At 54.2% G+C, this 15338-nt stretch carries 15 protein-coding genes and 1 tRNA gene; 4 read left to right on the top strand and 12 right to left on the bottom strand.

Annotated elements, in window-relative coordinates; genetic code table 11:
- Positions 1–76: 76 nt before the first annotated feature.
- Positions 77–2149: an ATP-dependent DNA helicase RecG gene (gene recG / locus HF931_RS12755; RefSeq protein WP_035555374.1), complete on the top strand. Its 2073-nt coding sequence runs from the start codon at positions 77–79 to the stop codon at positions 2147–2149.
- Here recG and HF931_RS12750 read toward each other — a convergent pair.
- Positions 2121–2864 (bottom strand): DUF502 domain-containing protein, encoded by a 744-nt coding sequence (locus tag HF931_RS12750; protein WP_081806250.1) that lies wholly within the window; start codon positions 2862–2864, stop codon positions 2121–2123. The two genes, recG and HF931_RS12750, sit on opposite strands and share 29 nt — an antisense overlap.
- On the opposite strand from HF931_RS12750, the gene HF931_RS12745 reads away from it, so the two are divergent.
- Genes HF931_RS12745 through HF931_RS12735 form a run of 3 tightly spaced genes read left to right on the top strand, consistent with a single transcriptional unit; the run spans position 2823 to position 5188 of the window.
- Entirely contained in the window at positions 2823–3944 is a 1122-nt protein-coding gene (locus HF931_RS12745) for a phosphotransferase family protein (RefSeq protein ID WP_273240394.1), read from the top strand. The two genes, HF931_RS12750 and HF931_RS12745, sit on opposite strands and share 42 nt — an antisense overlap.
- Positions 3945–3948: 4 nt before the next feature.
- Positions 3949–4317 carry a DUF6285 domain-containing protein gene (locus HF931_RS12740; protein WP_035555162.1) on the top strand — a complete coding sequence of 123 codons (369 nt, stop codon included), beginning with the start codon at positions 3949–3951 and terminating at the stop codon, positions 4315–4317.
- A 40-nt stretch (positions 4318–4357) separates the two neighbouring features.
- Positions 4358–5188, top strand: coding sequence for a DUF3089 domain-containing protein (locus HF931_RS12735; protein WP_035555163.1), 831 nt, complete (start codon positions 4358–4360; stop codon positions 5186–5188).
- Here the strand turns inward: HF931_RS12735 and maiA are convergent.
- From maiA to HF931_RS12680, 11 genes are all read right to left on the bottom strand, one after another.
- The gene (gene maiA / locus HF931_RS12730; RefSeq protein ID WP_035555164.1) at positions 5185–5823 is read right to left on the bottom strand and encodes a maleylacetoacetate isomerase; all 639 of its coding nucleotides are present in this window, start codon (positions 5821–5823) and stop codon (positions 5185–5187) included. The two genes, HF931_RS12735 and maiA, sit on opposite strands and share 4 nt — an antisense overlap.
- Positions 5823–7145, bottom strand: coding sequence for an N-succinylarginine dihydrolase (locus HF931_RS12725; protein ID WP_035555165.1), 1323 nt, complete (start codon positions 7143–7145; stop codon positions 5823–5825). The genes maiA and HF931_RS12725 overlap by 1 nt, the downstream gene beginning before the upstream one ends.
- A 17-nt stretch (positions 7146–7162) precedes the next feature.
- Positions 7163–8617, bottom strand: a complete 1455-nt coding sequence (gene astD / locus HF931_RS12720) for a succinylglutamate-semialdehyde dehydrogenase (protein WP_273240391.1) — start codon at positions 8615–8617, stop codon at positions 7163–7165.
- Between the two features lie 2 nt (positions 8618–8619).
- Positions 8620–9603 (bottom strand): arginine N-succinyltransferase, encoded by a 984-nt coding sequence (locus HF931_RS12715; protein WP_241764250.1) that lies wholly within the window; start codon positions 9601–9603, stop codon positions 8620–8622.
- 57 nt (positions 9604–9660) lie between these two features.
- Positions 9661–10911, bottom strand: a complete 1251-nt coding sequence (locus tag HF931_RS12710) for a hydrolase (RefSeq protein ID WP_035555384.1) — start codon at positions 10909–10911, stop codon at positions 9661–9663.
- A 120-nt stretch (positions 10912–11031) separates the two neighbouring features.
- Entirely contained in the window at positions 11032–12210 is a 1179-nt protein-coding gene (locus HF931_RS12705; protein WP_035555173.1) for an OmpA family protein, read from the bottom strand.
- A gap of 252 nt (positions 12211–12462) precedes the next feature.
- Positions 12463–12539, bottom strand: a tRNA-His gene (locus HF931_RS12700).
- Between the two features lie 87 nt (positions 12540–12626).
- The gene (nusG, locus tag HF931_RS12695) at positions 12627–13169 is read right to left on the bottom strand and encodes a transcription termination/antitermination protein NusG (protein WP_035555176.1); all 543 of its coding nucleotides are present in this window, start codon (positions 13167–13169) and stop codon (positions 12627–12629) included.
- Positions 13170–13213: 44 nt separating this feature from the next.
- On the bottom strand, positions 13214–13423 hold the full coding sequence (secE, locus tag HF931_RS12690; RefSeq protein WP_035555179.1) for a preprotein translocase subunit SecE: 210 nt from the start codon (positions 13421–13423) through the stop codon (positions 13214–13216).
- Positions 13424–13546: 123 nt separating this feature from the next.
- Positions 13547–14431 carry an SMP-30/gluconolactonase/LRE family protein gene (locus tag HF931_RS12685; protein WP_051602902.1) on the bottom strand — a complete coding sequence of 295 codons (885 nt, stop codon included), beginning with the start codon at positions 14429–14431 and terminating at the stop codon, positions 13547–13549.
- 34 nt (positions 14432–14465) lie between these two features.
- On the bottom strand, positions 14466–15317 hold the full coding sequence (locus HF931_RS12680) for a 2-dehydro-3-deoxygalactonokinase (protein ID WP_273240389.1): 852 nt from the start codon (positions 15315–15317) through the stop codon (positions 14466–14468).
- Between the last annotated feature and the right edge of the window lie 21 nt (positions 15318–15338).

The following is a 15338-nucleotide window of genomic DNA, read 5'->3' as shown; positions in this document are numbered from 1 at the left end:
ATCCCCATATAGAACACGCAGTCAGAATAAACAGCGACGATTGTGCACCCGTCTGCGCCCGCCTAATCTGGCGACGATGCGCGACGAACGACTCTTTTCCCTGTTTGAAGGCCTCGATAGCCTCAATGGCGTCGGCCCGAAGCTGAAGCCCGTGCTTGAGCGACTCGTCGGCGGAGACACTGTTTGGGATCTGTTGCTGCATCTCCCCGAACGCTGGGTGGACCGCCGGGTGAAAGACAGCATTGATGACGCGGTAATCGGCGAGGTGGCGACTTTGCGCGGTGAAGTTCATGCCTACAACGCCCCCTATTCTGAGCGATCCCCTCACAAGATCGTGCTGTTTGATGGCACCGGCTTTCTTACCCTGGCATTCTTCCGGGCTGACGGGCGCTGGTTGCAAGGGCAGTTTCCAATCGGAAAAGAGCGGGTCGTCTCAGGCATGGTGGAAGAGTTTCAGGGCGAACGCCAGATGACGCACCCTGATCACATAGTGGATCCTGCCAAGGGACAGATGCCACCTCCTGTCGAACCCATCTATGGACTCACAGCTGGCCTGACGAACAAGCGGGTCCATGGATTCGCGGTTCAGGCCTTAGACTACATTGCAGATGATTTACCTGAATGGGCCGACACTGAACTCGTAAAGGCGAGGAGCTGGCCGGACTTCAAGACAGCGCTCACTCGTCTTCACGCGCCTCTCGAATACGATCTGGAGTTGTTTGAACTATGTCGGCAACGACTCGCATATGACGAGGCATTGGCTCGTGAGTCGGCATTTGCGCTTGCCCGCGCGAGCAGAGCGAAACGCGCATCGCCGTCGGTTCCGGTGAACAGCGAGACCCACGCCAAGTTGCTTCAGGCATTGCCATACAAGCCAACAGGCGCCCAATTCCGAGCGTTCGACCAGATATCCAAAGACATGGCCTCCACGTCACCCATGAGGCGAATGTTACAAGGCGATGTGGGCGCGGGCAAAACGCTTGTCAGTGCTATGGCGGCCGTGCAGGCTGCGAGTGCTGGATTTCAAACCGCCTTCATGTCACCTACCGAAGTACTCGCTCGTCAACAGTTCGAGACGATGGATCGTCTATTGTCGCCGCTTGGATATTCGGTAGCGGCGCTAACGGGCCGCGACAAGGCAAGGACGCGCGAAGGCATACTCATGGGACTCGCAGATGGAAGCATTGATGTTGTGTCCGGCACCCAATCCTTGTTCCAGCAGTCGGTCAGTTTCCGTAATCTCGGTCTCGTCATTGTAGATGAACAGCACAGATTTGGCGTCGCAGACCGGATGAAACTCGCCGGCAAGGCGCTAAGCCCACACATGCTCGTCATGAGCGCGACGCCTATCCCGAGAACCCTCGCCCAAGCTGTACATGGCGATCTGGACGTTTCCATTCTCGACGAAAAACCAGCAGGGCGCGTGCCAGTGGAAACGCGCGCCGTGCCAGACACACGTCTTGACGAAGTGGTGGGCGCAATCGGGCGCGCTATCAGGCGTGGTGAGCGTGCATTCTGGGTTTGCCCTAAAGTTGATATCGATGACGATGATTCAACCGCGGTTGGCCGTCATGCCGCGTTATGCGACCAATTGAACGTTCCAGTCGGCTTGGTGCACGGGCGCATGAAGCCCGCAGAGAAAGACGCTGCTCTTGAAGATTTTCGCTTGGGACACACCAAGCTTCTGGTTGCCACCACCGTGATTGAAGTTGGCGTTGATGTGCCGGAAGCGACTATCATGGTTATCGAGCGCGCTGAGGGGTTTGGACTGGCTCAGCTTCACCAACTAAGAGGACGCGTAGGGCGTGGAGATCGCCCATCATTCTGCATTCTCCTATACCGACCACCATTGGGAGAAACGGCGCATGAGCGCCTGGACACGCTCCGTCGCACGGAGGACGGGTTCGAGATAGCGGAAGCTGATTTCAAGCTTCGCGGGCCGGGTGATATGCTGGGCCTGAAACAAGCTGGAGCAACCGACTATCGTATTCTGGATCTGGCCCGCCATTCGACTTTGTTGGAGATCGCAAAGAAGGACGCTGAATCCATTGTATCAAAAGATCCTGAACTCGCGGGGCCACGAGGCGGGGCACTCAGACTGGTTCGGGAGCTGCTCACTCCTAGGCTTCAGGCTCCAACTTCTGATTAGCAGAATCGCTCTCGCTCGAGTCTGCTGTATCGACATCCTTCACAGGCAAATGCTCTGGCACAACCAATCCTGCGGACAAGATCATCTTGGCCCCCTCCTCCACTGTCATATCGAGGCGCACGACCTCAGATGCCTCCACATACATCAGGAAGCCTGAAGTTGGATTTGGTGTCGTCGGAACGAAGACGCCAATAAAAGCTGGTCCAAGGACGCTTCTCAATTCTCCCTTTGCCGGGCTGGACACGAATCCGAGGCACCAAGTTCCTTTTTTGGGATACTCGATTAGGACGCATTCGCTGAATTGCTCGGTGTTGTTGCTAGCGAACACTTCAACCAATTGCTTGAAAGCAGAATAAACCGACCTGACAAACGGAACTCGGCTCAAAATTCGATCGGCCAGCCCGATCACCGACCGTCCGATCAGATTGGTAGCAATTCCGCCCAGTACTGTCAGGAACACGATCAGCACGATCAGGCCAAAGCCTGGAACCGCGTAATTGAGATAGGTTTCCGGCTTCAAGGCCGCTGGTAAAAGCGGAACCACGCGCTTGTCGATTTCGCTGATCAGGAATTGAAGGATCAGGAATGTAACAACGACCGGCAAGGCGATGAACATGCCGGCGAAGAAGCGCCCACGCAGCCAGCCGAAAAAGCTTAGCCGCGGCGGCTTGTCTTGTGGGAGCAGACCGTAGTCTTTCTTCTTCGATTTCGACATCAAATTAATCCTGGTGTGACACCACAAGGTGACTTGGCGTTACGCCTTGGCGTGATGGGGGTTCCGCGCGATTGTGACAAGATGGGTAGACAAGATGACATTCTAAAGGGCCTACAGGACTGGGCCGGGCAATTTTACGGCAGTGGCGCGACTGTTGAGCGGCTGGTTCGCCTGTCAGGAGGTGCCAGTCAAGAGACGTGGAGCCTCGACGTCGAGCATTCCGGCATTGTGGACGAACTGATTCTCAGGCGCGTTCCGGGCGGAGTGAGCGTCGCGCGCAATTCCGAAGCGATAGATCTCGGCACTGAAGCAAAGCTTCTGGGATGTGCTGAACATACGGTGCCCACCCCCAAAGTGCTTAAGGTATTCGATCCGAGCAGCGAGATCGGAGAAGCATTTCTGATGAATAGAATTGCTGGCCAAACCATCGCCAGAAAAATTCTACGAGACGACGTCTATGAGAATGCTCGGCAGTGTTTAACCGCCCAGTGCGGGAAAGCACTCTCTGGTATTCACGCAATTCCAATCGAGCGGCTACCAACACTTCCGAAAAGTGGGGGTCTGGATCAGTTGGCCAAGTACGAAACCATCTATCGCGGCTTTGACATCCCTCGTCCAGTTTTCGAGCTGACAATGGCTTGGCTAAAGAAGAACCAACCTCAACCTGTTGATCCAGTTCTGGTTCATGGTGATTTCAGACTTGGCAATCTTATCGTGAACGAACATGGCTTGGCTGCAGTACTCGATTGGGAACTCGCACATCTCGGCGACCCTAGAGAGGATATTGCTTGGCTATGTGTGAATTCCTGGAGGTTTGGGCAGTCGCAAAATCGCGTGGGAGGTTTTGGTCATCTGAACGAGTTGCTAGATGCCTATGAGGCATCGGGGGGGCAGAATTTCGCAGCAGATCAGATCGATTGGTGGGAAATTCTGGGCAGCCTCAAATGGGGCATCATGTGCATGATCATGTACGAAGCATTCCGGTCAGGTTCCGATCCAAGCGTGGAACGCGCCGCTATTGGACGGCGAGTATCGGAAACTGAAATCGACCTCCTGAATTTGCTGGAAACGAGAGCCTGAACTTATGCATGACGCGCCATCCCAGAAGGAAATGATCGCTGCCGTGAAGGCCTTTATCGACGACACAGCCATGCCCAACCTCAAAGGCCACGCAGCTTTTCATGCGCGAGTTGCTTCAAATGTTCTGGCAACCGTATTGCGGGAACTTGAAATTCGGCCGCTGGCAGAAAACGATGAGCGCGAAAGACTGTCATCGCTTTTGAACGCCGACCAAAACATGACGATATCAGAATTGAATTTGAAGTTGTGCGAGCTGTTGAGGCAAGGCGAATTGGGACTCGATACACCCGGATTGCTCGAGCACCTCAAAACGACCACAATTGCGCAGTTGTCTATAGACCAACCAAACTATTCTGGTTTGCCGTCCGACTGACTTGCGGCGATGCCGCTCCAAATCCTGCCAGGAACCATAGATGAAACGTCTCACTGTATTGATCGCTCTTGCGGCAGTGCTCGCGATTGGTGCGGGGCCGTGGGTATGGAACACATTCATTTCGCCTCGCCCTCAACTTGAACTCGATCCGATGAAATATACCGAGGATTCAAGTTGGTCTGCCCTACCCGTTCAGGAGCCAGAGGCTGTGTGGTCAGGCGGCTGGGGCGTGGATGTTTTCCTAATCAGTGAAGACTCCGCGTTGAGTGGTACAACGCAAGTGGCGCTTCAAAAGAAGGAGCAGCGAGGTCGGCGCCAAGCACAATCTTTGAAATCGTCTTTTGAAAAGATCGGCGAAGTTTATGCTCCCCTTTATCGGGACGCCGCAGTTCACGACGACGTGACGCGCGCTTTCGAAACCTATTTGCGCCGAGACAATCGCGGAAGAGCCCTAATCATTGCGCATGATCGACCTGTGCCAGACGCCATTCTCGCCCGTCTTGAGCAGGACAGTTCTCTGCGAGGAAGATTTGGAGGCTTTTTGTCGATTTCCGACACAAAGGATGGAATTCCATCGCTGAGTACATCAGCGTCAGAATCAGGGAATTCCGACCCAACCCCCTACTGCAATGAGCGGCTAAACGACGTGACAAGCTGCCAGATCGTTGTGCCAGCGCACCGGGAAAAAGGATTATGGGTTCTCACAAGCGAAGGTGTGCCGGGTGGTGAGATCGTTGCCAGCTTTCCTGAATGGCTGGAGGCCAATGTAGGAAAGATGGCCGAACCTCTTGGAGACTTTGAGGAAGTCGAAATCGTAGATATCCGGCGCCCGGGCGAAACTGAGGAGAATAGCGCTGCGGACGAAAACTAGGCCGAAGGTTTGCTTGGCCTGGCCTTCTGAAAAGCTTCCAATTCCAGACACTGCTTTTCGACTGCCAGCAGTGCGGGGTAAGCCGTCAAATCCATGTCATACCTTCGCGCATTGTAAATTTGTGGCACGAGAGCGATTTCCGCTATAGTGGGACCATCCCCGAACAAAAAGGCGCCGGAAGTCTCCTGCGCGGCATACTTTTCCAACGCATCAAAGCCTCTTTCAATCCATTCATGATACCAGGCCTTAATCGCATCCCCATCTGCACCAAATCGAGTACGGAGCTCTTTCAATACGGATAGGTTGTTCAACGGATGTATATCGCATGCGATGGTATCGGCGAATGCTCTGGCCTCAAGCCTGTCAGTCGCATCTGACGGCAATAAAGACGGGCCAGAGAAGGTTTCTTCGATCCATTCAATTATAGCCATTGATTGCCCGAAAACGCGACCGTCTATTTCTATCGACGGAACGCGCATCTGAGGATTCTTGGTGCGGTACACCTCACCCATTTGTTCATCAGAACCCGGCGCAATATCAACTTGCACCGATTCAAAATCCATACCTTTCAAGTGAAGCGCAATTCGGACACGATAAGAGGCCGAGGAACGCCAGTAGTCATATAGACGGATCATCAGGCCAAGGCCTCCAAGTCCAACACTTCGAGCAATGCCTCTCTTGCCACACGGCATTCGTCGGCAAACTTTGGATCCGCCAAATCGCCTGGCGCTAAACTGTCTCGATAGGTTTTCCGCACAACTGCTTGCAATGCATCAATGGTGTCGTTGTCGAGAAGAACCCCTTGATGACACGCATCAATTTCGTCTTCCGTCATAACAACGCGCAGCCTCAGGCACGCTGGCCCTCCCCCATTACGCATGGATTGCCTGACGTCCGCGAACATCACCTTTCCGATGGGGCCATTTCCTTGGATAAGGGATTCGCAGTACCGGCGAGTAGAATCAATTTCCTCGGTCTCCGTCGGCGCGATCAGAACAAGCCTATCCTCCCCGGGCAGCTGCAGAAGCTGAGAGTTAAACAGATAGGCGCGTATGGCGTCCTCTATGGGAACGTCTGCTGAAGGAACCATGACTGGTTTGAGTTCAAACAGTCCATTGGACGCTTTGCGCACTTGCTCGAGTGTTCGGTTGGTGTCTTCAAAAGCGAGTTCATGAAAGAACAGTGTGTCTAGCGCGCCAACACAGACGACATCATTATGAAAAGCGCCTGCATCAATTGCTGCACGCGACTGACGCGCGAACACCGTTCGATCGAGATCAAGGGTATGTGCACGGGCGACACTTTCGCTCGCGAGCCTCGTCTGCCTTGCGGGGTAGCCCACAGTGCTCTCTCCGGCCTCTCTTCCATAGACAAACAGCTCAACACCAGCGCCGCCATGATCTGCACAAAGCCGAACATGATTTGCTGCGCCTTCATCTGAAAAGTCTGCATGCATGGGCAATGCGCCGTGCACGGAAAAATATGCATCATCAGAAAATATGGAAATGAGGGTCGCTGTCGTGTCGGGATGCTCCTGTGAACGATGTAACATCGTCGACAAATTTGCAGTGGTGAAGTGAAGTCGACCGTCAGTCGTATCAGGCGATGGTGAGACTGTGGCAGCATTCGCGGTCCACATACTGGAGGCCGAGTAAGCTGCCTTCAGAAGGCGTGGAGCAGTCTTCGCCGCACGCTCGATGATGTTCGAATCAGAACCTGAAAACCCCGCGGAAACAAGCAAGTCGAAATTTGGTCTTGGTAACGGAGGCAAGACGCCTTGAATGAGCCCGCTGTTGACCAGCATTCTCATCTTCTCAAGTCCCTGCAGTGCTGCTTCCCTTGGGTTCGCAATATCCCCCGCATTGGCGGCGCTGGCCAAATTCCCATCGGACAGCCCCCCATAGTTATGGGAGGGACCAATCAGGCCGTCAAAGTTCACCTCATGCGCCACAATCATCACTCCAAGTTTGAGTTCTACTTTGGAAAACCCTGAGCTGTCATTCGCTCTGCTTTCGGAGCTACCTGGCTGGCCTGCGGCCATGCGCTGTAATCGGCAGCATAGTATGCTCCAGGCCGAAAGTTTCCAGACAAGCCGGGCCCGCCGAATGGCATGGCGCCACTGGCACCAGCGGTGGGGCGATTTCGATTCAATATGCCTGCGCGCATTTCATTGTGCGCCTTGTCCCAAAGCGCGTCATCGTCACTCACCACCCCCCCCGACAATCCATAGCGTGTCGCATTGGCTCTCTGAATGGCGGTGTTGAAGTCAGGAACGCGGATGATTTGCATCAGTGGGCCAAACAACTCTTCATCCGGTATATCGGATGCATTTGTCACGTCCATGACCCCTGCGGTGACAAAGCCACCTCCGCGGTCCATTCGTTTGAGACGGCGCAAACTTTTACCGCCTAGTTTTGAAATCATGGTTTGAAACTCGATCGCGTTGCTTGCCGCTTGCTCCGAAACAAGCGGCCCCATGAAGATATTTTCTTCATTCCACGCACCAATTCTCAGCGCTTTGGCTCTTGCGACAATAGCCTCAATGACAGCATCCCCAAAGCTGCCCTCCGGCAAGATTACCCTGCGCGCGCATGAACAGCGCTGTCCTGTCGTGAGAAAAGCAGACTGCGCGGCTATATCAGCAGCCGCCTCCACATCTGCTGGCTCCCAGATGATCAAGGGATTATTCCCCCCCATTTCCAGCGCAAGTATCACTTCCGGGCGCCCAGCAAAATGCTTGTGGAAGAACACGCCGGTATTGGCAGAACCGGTAAATAACACTCCGTTTATGTTGGACTGAAGAAGAGCCGCACCCGTATCTCTGCCCCCATGAACAATGTTCATCACTCCGGGCGGCAAGCCTGCTGCGTCGAAGGCATCTGCCATAATAGAGGCTACGCCGGGAGCCAGTTCGGAAGGTTTGAACACACACACATTTCCTGCCAGCAGCGCAGGAACAATGTGACCATTCGGAAGATGACCCGGAAAATTGAATGGACCGTAGACCGCCATCACTCCGTGAGGTCTATGTGTTAGATGCATTGATCCGAAAGCTGCATCCAGATCTTTGGTTCCAGCCCGTTCGTTCTGAGCCTTTATGGATACCGCAACTTTGCCGACCATTGTAGCAGCCTCGGCGCGCGATTCCCAAAGCGCCTTGCCCATATCCCGGCTGATTGCTTCTGCTATCTGGTCAGAGCGCGTCTCGAGTTCGCTGGCGTAGGCCTGCAGTATTCTGGTGCGCTCATTCTGCGGCACTCGAGACCAGCCGGCAAAAGCTACCTGAGCACTTTCGACGGCATCCTCTACGTCTTGTTTGTCAGCAGACGCACTGTCCCAAACGACATCCCCCGTCGCTGGGCAATAGTTTTGAAAGGGCAAACCATTGCCGGTGCGCCATTGTCCGTCAACAAGAACAGAATCTCTCATAATTAGCTCCTTACCCATACGCGGACGGTAGCTCCTGGCTTCAACTGCAGGCGATCAAACACGTCCTGGCTTGTCATCGCAGTATCTTGATCTCTCAACAGAATTTGCGCCTGGCTCACCCGGAAATCTGACAATACGTCGGTTGAAATCAGTCCTTGCGAAAACTCGGTGTTTGACGCGTCATCAACGAGTTGGAGTTTTACGCGTTTGCTCTCGCGGATGGTGCGAAGGTGGCGTCTCTGCACCGCGACAAGTGGTCCGCCATCAAAAATGTCGACCGTTCTATCGAACTCGAACCCTTCCCATTGCAGGAGCTTGTACGCACCTACACCATCAGAATGGCATCGTCCGATCACTTCTCGAGCCTCAGGTGGCAGAAGATCAACGTAAATCGGATACTTCGGCATCAAGTCGCAGATAAACTGATTGTCGGTTGTTGCCGACAGCTTGTCGGCTTCGTCAAAGTCCATCCGGAAAAAGTGGCGACCAAGGCACTCCCAAAATGGTGACACACCCTTCTGATCAATCACTCCGCGAAGTTCAGCCAAAACCTTTTCGCCAAACCGGTCCGGATCAGTCGCCATAAGAAGATAGCGTGATTGGGCGGCAAGTCGTCCCGCTCCCCCTCCGCGATGGTTGGCTTTAAGAAAAAGCGTTCCAACTTCTGTGTACCCAACGTACTCGTTGGTAAGAACCAACGCGTCCATGTCGAACCGCATGTTGCCAGCAGCGTGGCTCGCCTGAGATAATGTAATAATACGATAATTGAAGAATGGGTGATCTATCCCCGTACCCGCTTTGACCGCAGAACAGCCAACGACTTCCCCCGTCGACGTGTCCTCCATCATAAGCAGGTATTTGCCATACTCGATCCGTTCAAGTTGACCGCGAAACGCCTTTTCCGATTTCTCCAGGCGCTCTCTCAATATTTCTTCATCAACCGGCAAGCTAGTGAAACCGGCGCCAGATAATTCAGCGAGCTCCATCAACGCGGGAAAATCATCCAGTCGAGACGGTCGCATGATGTAAGGGCCGGACATATTCTATTGCCCCATCAAGGACTTGATATTGCGGGCGTCCATTCGGCCATCCGCCAATCTATTTAGGAGCAACGCTGACAGGGTGGCACGCTCCGAAAAGCTTTCTGTAATGACGAATTCTTCATTGGAATGAATCCGTCCACCGCGCACTCCGAGTGTGTCGACATTCGGAACACCTGCGGCGAAGATATTGTTTCCTTCACATACGCCGCCCGTGTCCACAAATTCCAGATCCAAACCAATCGCCTGCCCGGTTGCGTGCACCGCATCAAACAATGCCTGCTGTGCAGCGTTTCGTGGCTTGGGTGGACGGTAAAACCCGCCATGCATATGGCCGTGGATGCCGTCGCGAGAAGCCGCCCGGTCGTAAAGCTTGCGGATCTCTTCCGTGGCCCAAGCAGCGCTTTCAGCGTCGGGTGCGCGCGCGCCAAACCTCACAATTGCCAGATCGGGTACTATGTTTACTGCTGACCCGCCGTCTATTGAGCCAACATTTACGGTGACGCCATCCCGCTTACCGTTTAACGCCTCAAGGCCTAGAACAAGCTCGGCGGCAGCTTCGATCGCGCTCCGCCCCTCATCCTTGGCTCGCCCGGCATGAGCAGCTTTCCCGTGCAGCACGATGTCGAATACAGCGGAGCCTTTCCGGCCACCTGACATTGCACCTGTCTCCATGGCCGGCTCGTATGTCATTCCGATCATCGCGCCGGACTGGGCTGCACGAGTCAGATATTCTGCGCTGGCAAAGTTCCCTATCTCTTCGTCTGGCGTAAGGACAATCTGATAACCTAGACGATCCCGAAGTGGTCCGGCTTCAAAAGTCTTCAGCGCCTCGAGCATGACACAAAGGCCACCCTTCATGTCAGCAAGCCCAGGACCGTTGAGGCGTCCGTCGCCGATATCCGTCACACCCTCAAAAGTTCCCTTCGGGAAGACGGTGTCATAATGACCCGAGAGGATAATCTGAACCGCTGCCCGAGGTCGTCCAGTGACCAGAATCACCGGCCCCGTCTGTTGAATCTCGGTTTTGCCGGAATCTGTAACAGCCTCGAAGCCATTCGTCTGGATCAATTCGACGTCAGCTTGCAGCTCAGAAAATGCATCTGCGAGAACCGGAGCAAATTGCTTCAGTCCCTCAGTGTTCCAGCTGCCTGTATTGATATCCGACCACTCGCAAGTGCGATTGATCATGTCCTGACTGACACTGGCGAGACGCTCACGCGCCGCCTCATCGTCTCGGCTAAGAGTGTTCATTGTATCCATAGTTCCCTTGGTTTCACAGGAAACTAGAGTGGGCAAGAGCTCTGAACACGCTCGCAAACAAAAACGGCCCGGCAGATATCGCCGGGCCGTCTTCAAGCATATGGTCAGCAATTACTGAACAGTGATCACAACTTCCGAACGGCGGTTCAGAGGCTCACGAACACCGTCGCGTGTCGCTTTGGCCAGATCCGTTTCACCTTTTGCTTCCTCGGTGATGATTGAGGAATCAATGCCACGGGATGCAAGAGCGCTGGCAACGACGTTTGCGCGACGCTGAGACAGACGCTGGTTGTAGGCACTCGCACCGGAAGTATCGGTGTGGCCAGCAATAGATACCGTGTTCGGAGCACAACCTGCTTCGCCATTGATGTTGGCAACAGCCTGATCAATCACAGCAGCAGCCTGGCTGGTGAGGTCCGCGCGATCCCACTCGAAGTACACCACGAATTCCTGGTTGAGGCTTGAGCACACAACTTCCGGAGCATCCGTCGTCGTCGTTGGAGGTGGCGGCGGAGGTGGTGGTGGTGGCGGCGGCGGTGGCGGAGGTGGCGGAGGAGGCGGCGGCGGCGGAGGCGGTGGCGGCGGAGGCGTCGCACCGAAGTTCAGCCGCAGACCGACTGTCGCCAGATGAGCTGTGTAGTCAGCGTCATAGTTCGTGCCACCGTTGTAGCCACCGAATTCGAGGTCTTCGGCAACTTTGTAGCGGTAGCCAAGGTCAAGCGTCAGCTTTTCGGAAACTTTGTAACCGAGCCCCAGCAGGCCCTGGTAAGCAAAGCCAGTGTCGCTATCACCAAAGCCGTTCGCAGCGGAAACATCCGTACCGTTTGTGAAAACGAGGTTGTTCGCCTTGGCGTTTGCGCGAAGGACACCAACACCCAAACCAACGTATGGCTGGAGCGCACCCTCACGGTTGAAATCGTAAATACCATTGAACATCAGTTCCATGGTCTGCAGGTTGCCTGCAGCAGCTGGGAAAGCACCAGCTGGCGCACCATTGTAAGATGCAGCCGGAACGCTGAGCTCGGCATCGCCGTAACCGCCCACGCCTTCGAGGCGGAAGCCGTTGTCAAAGCCATAACCCAAACCCAGGTCGAAACCGATCATGTCATCTGGATCGGATTCGCCACCCATGGTGCCGATCACGTCCTGTTCAGCAGGATCGTGGTCAAGCTTACCATCGAAACCGTAAGTCGCGTCGGCGCGGGCGTACCACCCGTCCTCAGCGTGGGCAACAAAGCCAGCAGACGCAAATGCGGCCGCGGCTGTCGCGCACATAAGAGTTTTCTTCATACTCAATCCCCTTTTGTGTGCCGAATGACGGGATTGTCCTCGGCCGCAGGTTCATACGGGTCAAAACCCGAATGGTTCCTGAATAAACATATTTAGCCTGTACGGCGAGCCCTATTAAGGACGACGTGCATTTCAATCACGCCATTTTTATTCACCGCTGCTCATTTGCAACATATTATTGCGCGGATGTCACAAATATTTGAGAGAATTTTCCTCGGGATAACAACGCGCTCTGCAGTGGATAGAGGAAAATGGTACCGCCTCCCCGGTTCGAACGGGGGACCTCTAGATCCACAATCTAGCGCTCTAACCGACTGAGCTAAGGCGGCACGATGAGCGGGAAATACCGCTCAATTTGCTAGGTTTCAAGCGAAACCCGGAAGACCAACTGCGCTTCCCATGATTCGAACTCGAAATCAGAGTTTGGCGACCTGTTCGAATTCCAGATCGACTGGTGTTCCGCGACCAAAAATGGAAACGGTAACTTTCAGACGACCATTCTCTTCATCGATCTCTTCGACCGAGCCTTCAAAGCCTTGGAATGGGCCATCATTGACCTGAACCTGCTCACCAATTTCGAAGGAAATCTGTGGGCGAGGACGTTCTGCAGCCGAATCGGTGGACGTGCCGAGAATCCGATCAACTTCCTTTTGGCGCACTGGAAGCGGTTTCTTGCCACCCTCTGCGCCCAGGAACCCAGAAACTTTCGGCGTATCTTTGACGAGGTGGTAGACATCATCCGTCATCACAGCCTTCATCAACACATATCCAGGGAAGTACCGACGTTCGACGGTTTTCTTTTTGCCGCGAGCGACTTCAACGACTTCTTCGGTCGGCACCTGCATATCTTCAATGAGGTCTGCCAGTCCCTTCCGCTCAGCCTGCTCGAGAATTGTCGATGCGACCTTCTTCTCGAAGTTGGAATAAGCGTGGACGATGTACCATTTGGCTTCAGCCATGAGGCCTGCGCGCTCCTTAGTAATTGTTTGACGAACCGCCTGACTCAGAGGCCCGTGATCGCCTTTACGACGAGATTAATGACGAAATCCGCAAAGAATAGGAAAAGCGCAATCAGAATAGACATAATCACGACGAAAATTGTCGCTTGGATGGTTTCTTGACGGGACGTCCACGTCACCTTGTTCCCTTCGGCACGAACCTGCCGAAAGAAGGTAATGGGTCCTACGCGTTTCTTTTTCGCTTTATCGGCCATTCCGACTCTCTCTTGAAAAGCGGGGAGTTAGCGGTTTTGGGCCGCCACGTCCACGGTTAAGTGCACTCTAGGTTTCGTCAAGCGTAGGTGGGAACTGTTATGAATCCCGCAAGTGGGCACTTCTCACTCCCTTGCCTTGCCGAATTCTCTGGGTGGCAGTCCCGGGACATCCACTCGAACGGCGAATAGACTGCCCGACAATGGCCGCGAATCAAGTTGCGGAAACGACATGCCCGCACGTGCTGTCGTGATGAAAAGCGTTTTCAAATCCTCATCACCAAACGTCAGGCTTGTAGGACGCGGCGCTGCCAAGGTGATCGTTCGGTCAATCTCCCCATCTGGGGTTAGGCGAACAATCCGAGAGGCATCCCATAGACACGTCCAAAGACACCCTTCTGAATCGACAGCTGACCCGTCAGGATAGCCTGATAACTCAAACGTGTTTGCCAGCACCTTCCGATCGGTGACCTTCCCGGTCCCTATTTCATGCTGGAATGAAAGAACTTCCTGCTCCACCGAATCACACGTGTAGAAAACGGATCCATCAGGTGAAAACTGGAAGGTATTGGTGATCATCACTGAGGGTAGTCTCAGGGGCTCAAGTTTCCCATCAGATGTGTATCTGTAGTAATTGCCCTGAGCCACCTTTTGAGCATCGTCCATTGTTCCGAACCAGAAAGATCCATCTGGCGCGATACCGCCATCATTCGTTCGATTGGAGATGGGCTCGGCATCAAGTGTTCGCAGGCGCTCATAGGCTTCGGTAGCCGGGTCATAGATGCCAATTTCCCGCTCACCCGCCATCAGAATGTTGCCGTCGAAGAGTGCAAGCGTACTCGCCCGAATGGGCAAATCGTAACGACGGGTGTTTCCCGTCCGCGGATTGTAGCGATGCAGTTTTGCCCTTTTGATGTCCACCCACCAAAGAAATCCTTCAGAGGGGCTCCACAACGGTCCTTCGCCGAGCGTACAGCCCGTTGGCGCAACACATTCCGGCGTCATGAACATGCTAGAACAACCTCGATACAATAGATCAGTTCATTCAGGGATGAATCGATTCGTTTGACAACAAATCAGCAATCTCGGCAATTTCCCACAGCGCGTCGCTCATGCAGTCTTTCGCTGAATACTCCAAGACGTCAGCTCCGAATGCGTCCAGAGCCAAACCGTACATTTCCAGGCGCGTCTCGTCGGCTATGAGGATGACATCATCGCCTGGGTCGTAATGTGCGGCAATGTCTGCGCCTATCAGCAGTGCATTCAGCGCGCATTCGAAGTGTTCCGGGGCAAGTTGTCCTGTTCGGATTGCCGCACTCGCCGCAAGGGTGGAAACTGTGTTGTCAGTATTTAGAGACCGTTCGACCCAATCAACAAAAACACGTTCTGAAAAGAGTTGGGGCGGTAGCCTCTCCGTTTGTTCCCGCTCTTTCCGCAACAGCGCCGACAAATAGTCAGCAGTAGGCTCAGAGGACACGTCGGTGACACGCCCTGCTTCCAAGGTGAAATGAGCCGTGATTGCTAGCGGCGCACAAATCAAACCATTTGACTGCTCAATACCAAAAAGCAGACTTTCGAGACCTTCGGCATATCCGGGTGGGTTACTCTGTATCAGGCTTGGCACAAGCAACACATCCATATTGCTGACGAGGTGTCGCCGAATGTCGTCAAGTACAAAAGGAACACGCGGAGTGCTCGTCGAGACACGCCCCCCCATTGCGCCACAAACGACCATCTTGCTCTCTTGAGATTGGGCAATAAGCCAATCGCCCAAGGCCCGTTTCAGATGGCACACATTGTCCAAAGCGTCGTTCGTGAGGTGCGCCTCTACGGCGATGTACGCCTGCACTTCACCCACATCATCGTAGGACCAAGCATGTGCGCGATTCCCGTCCACAAAGACGCCAATGAGCGAGGG

Source organism: Hyphomonas atlantica corrig. (assembly GCF_017795365.1).
Taxonomy (GTDB): Bacteria; Pseudomonadota; Alphaproteobacteria; order Caulobacterales; family Hyphomonadaceae; genus Hyphomonas; species Hyphomonas atlantica.
This window is presented reverse-complemented; position numbering and strand designations above follow the sequence as displayed.